3 protein-coding genes are annotated in these 3,444 nt (G+C 58.0%); all 3 read left to right on the forward strand.

The features are described from left to right. A partial coding sequence (locus IVB13_RS09640; RefSeq protein ID WP_247488634.1) for a hypothetical protein occupies nucleotides 1-2,215 on the forward strand: 2,215 nt, incomplete at its 5' end. A gap of 439 nt (nucleotides 2,216-2,654) precedes the next feature. Beyond that, nucleotides 2,655-2,969: a co-chaperone GroES gene (locus tag IVB13_RS09645; RefSeq protein WP_247338897.1), complete on the forward strand. Its 315-nt coding sequence runs from the start codon at nucleotides 2,655-2,657 to the stop codon at nucleotides 2,967-2,969. Nucleotides 2,970-3,014: 45 nt separating this feature from the next. After that, nucleotides 3,015-3,444, forward strand: a 430-nt coding sequence (locus tag IVB13_RS09650) for a TCP-1/cpn60 chaperonin family protein (RefSeq protein ID WP_276578341.1), incomplete at its 3' end; no start/stop codon positions are given.

Below are 3,444 nucleotides of genomic sequence, written 5' to 3' on the forward strand. Positions count from 1 at the left end.
TGAGGTGAGTCATTATCTTGGGTTGAAGCATTCCACCAACCTCGAATCAGCGATGTATCCCGTTAATCAGGGGGTTCGAAGTCTCTCCGCGGATGATATCGAGCGTATACAGGCGCTGAAGGGCGCCCCGCCTATCCCGGTGCCTGGGTGCTTTGGAAACTCAACCAGCGGTGCCGATGTGGTGGTCGTTGATCTAAGTCGCTCAGGCACAACGTTAGATATCATTGTCGGGCGGATTGACAATCCCGACGGGGCCGACACCGCTTATTACTGCGTCGGATACGATATAGACGCCAACGGAAATCCCCGCGGTGGATGGAGTCCCCCTATCGCCATGGGCGGTCCACTTGGCAACGATAGTCAAGGATTGGGGCTTGCCACCGGCTTCATTCACGGGCTCCTTCCGGACGGACGCTCATCGCTCGATATGGTGATGATGTGGATGGACGATCCCTCGGGCGAAAACCAGCTGCTGTATCGAGTGGGCTATAATCTTGGAGAGGACGGGCTGACTCCAACGTGGACAGGCAACTTTCCCGTGCCCGGTCATTTCGGAAACACGACTGAAGAGGTTGCCTGCGCTCTATTCGACGTTAACGGTAGCGGCGGCGCCGATCTGATCCTCGCCTGGATTGACAACCCTGATGGTGAAAACACCATCTATTATAAGATTGGCTATGACATCGCGGCGGATGGTTCAGTTGCGGTTTGGTCCGACCAAATGTCCGTGCCACACCCAGTAGGCTTCTCAAGCAGCGGTCTCGGAATTAGCGTCGTGGACACGCGGGGTAACGGTCGCCCGGACATGCTGGTGTTCTGGATCGACAATCCGGATGGAGCAAACAATGCATTTGTTCGGATTGGCGAAGATCTTGATCGCGATGGCGTCCCCATTACTGGGTGGGGCACGCCGCACAGCATCCCTGGAAGCTGGGGCAATGAAACCGGTGGGGCCGGCGCAGCCTTCGCGAACATCAGAGGAACACTTCGACCAGATGTCATAGAGCTGACGCTGGACGCACCAGACGGACCTGATGCCGCCTACATCAGAGTGCTATCGCCGCCAATGCCGACCTGGAATGTTGTGCGGCCGGTGCCGAACGGGACGGGAGTGGTGAAAATCGCCGCGTCGGCTCTGCCCGAAGCAGCGATCGTGCTGGCCAGCCGCGGAGTTCCTGGACCAGCTAATGCGCCGCTGCAGATCAGCGTCTGGGACCAGACGGACCTGGACGAGAACAAGGGCAGCGATATTCTTGAGTTTGTGGGCCCGAAGCCGGCGAACGATGCGCGCGTCGATTCAAATGTCGCCGTTTCGGCCAGAAGCATCAGCACCGCGAATGTTTTCTATGTCGGTAGCGACAATTTTATCCGAAGCAGTTTTTCGACCACAATCGCTCAACCAGGCACAGCTGCTACCGGACCGATCTGGCTTTTGCCAGGTTTTCGCCCGCCTGTGGGGAATCCTGTGCGTCCAGCAAATTCGGCTGCGATGCCACCGGTAACTTCATCGCCCCTGGTTGCATCGTCGCTCAACGACCAGCACGTCGCGGTGTTTTTCGCGGGTAAAGAAGACGACCTAGAGATTGTCGCCTCAAATGGGGCGGTTGGCTGGGTCGCTGCTAACACGCGTGCCAATTGGCAGCGGCCGATTGTGGCCATAGCAGCAGTGCCTCGTGCAGGTCGCATCTTCATAATCGTGGTTGATGGTGCGGGCGCGTTTTGGGAATTATCCGTTGATGATCAACTTGGGTTTCAGCCACCTCAAAGAATAATTCCTGCTGGAATTGCGGATGGCGCGATCGCTCTCGTTTCGCGCAACAATGAACAACTAGACGTATTCTGGATCGATAAGGTCAGTCGCTCTCCAATGTCCAGTTTCTGGAATACCGCGAAAGGGCTTTGGTCGGCACCCTTTGCCATCGCTGCTGGGCGCACTGCTCGTTCAGGTTCTGCATTGGCCGTTCCGAACTCATGGAACGAACGTCTCCAGGTTTTTTGGCAGGAGGCGGACAGCTCTGTATGGACAACCTGGTGGGCTCCTCGGCCTGATGCGGTGCCCGCCACCTGGAGCACGCCTTCACTTGCCGTCGCAGCCGGAGTCGCAGCAGCCGGATCCGACCTCATTGCGGTTTCGCGAAAAGCCGAGCACGTTAGGCTATTTTTCGTCAACAGCACCAGCACGCTGCAGAACGTTCATTGGGGCGAAAACCCTTAGTTTATTGAGGCCAGTAGCCTAAAGGCAAAAATGCTGGCGTGCTTACCGCGGATCTACGAGGCGCACCAGGCAACTGACCCCGAACGCATGAAGCCGCTTTAAATAGGCCAAAGCGAACCGAGCCTTAGCATCCTGACAATCGGCAGCGTTAATGGCCGGCAGAAGCAACTTCCACTCATGGTTCTTCGCGGCCGGGCCTTGCCTTGAACACCGCCTTCGTAGACGCAAGGATCATGACAACCTTGATCGATGATGGTCGTCTGCGCCCGCGCGCGCTAACAGGATGCTACTTCGTCTGCTTGCAATCGCCGCCAAGCTCGAGAAACTCGAGTTGCGCGGCCCGATGCCCTTGCGCCCCAGCGTCACAGGCTTATGTAAGAAGCGGTTAGCACTCGCCCATTGCAATTGCCAATAACCACAAAAAGCTTAGGAGAACTGCATGAAATTCCGTCCGCTTCACGACCGCGTCGTGGTCAAGCGCATTGACGCAGAAGAGAAGACCGCTGGCGGCATCATCATTCCCGACACCGTCAAGGAAAAGCCCTCGCAGGGCGAAATTGTCGCTGTCGGCCCGGGTGGTCGCGACGAAGCCGGTAAGCTGATCCCGATCGACCTGAAAGTCGGCGACCGCGTGCTGTTCGGCAAGTGGTCCGGCACTGAAGTCAAGATCGACAACGTCGATCTGCTGATCATGAAGGAAAGCGATGTCATGGGCGTCCTCGACGTCCCCGCTTCCAAGAAGAAGGCGGCCTAACAGCCCCCTCTCACCACCCAGCTAGACACCTAAGGAAAAATCCAGATGGCAGCTAAAGAAGTCAAATTCGGCGTCGATGCACGCGACAAGATGCTGCGTGGCGTCGACATCCTCGCCAACGCCGTCAAGGTGACGCTCGGCCCCAAGGGCCGCAACGTCGTGCTCGACAAGTCGTTCGGCGCTCCCCGCATCACCAAGGACGGCGTCACCGTCGCCAAGGAGATCGAGCTCGACGACAAGTTCGAGAACATGGGCGCGCAGATGGTGCGCGAAGTCGCCTCCAAGTCGGCTGACGCGGCCGGCGACGGCACCACCACCGCAACCGTGCTCGCGGCTGCGATCGTTCGTGAAGGCGCCAAGTCGGTTGCCGCCGGCATGAACCCGATGGATCTGAAGCGCGGTATCGACTTGGCCGTGGAAGCCGTGGTCGCCGACCTCGTCAAGAACTCCAAGAAAGTTACCTCGAACGAGGAAA

This window comes from Bradyrhizobium sp. 17 (assembly GCF_023073515.1).
GTDB lineage: Bacteria > Pseudomonadota > Alphaproteobacteria > Rhizobiales > Xanthobacteraceae > Bradyrhizobium > Bradyrhizobium canariense_D.

What these genes read in the sequence shown, in the direction of transcription:
- IVB13_RS09645 (WP_247338897.1), top strand. Translation starts at nt 2,655, where the DNA reads ATGAAATTCCGTCCGCTTCACGACCGCGTCGTGGTCAAGCGCATTGAC.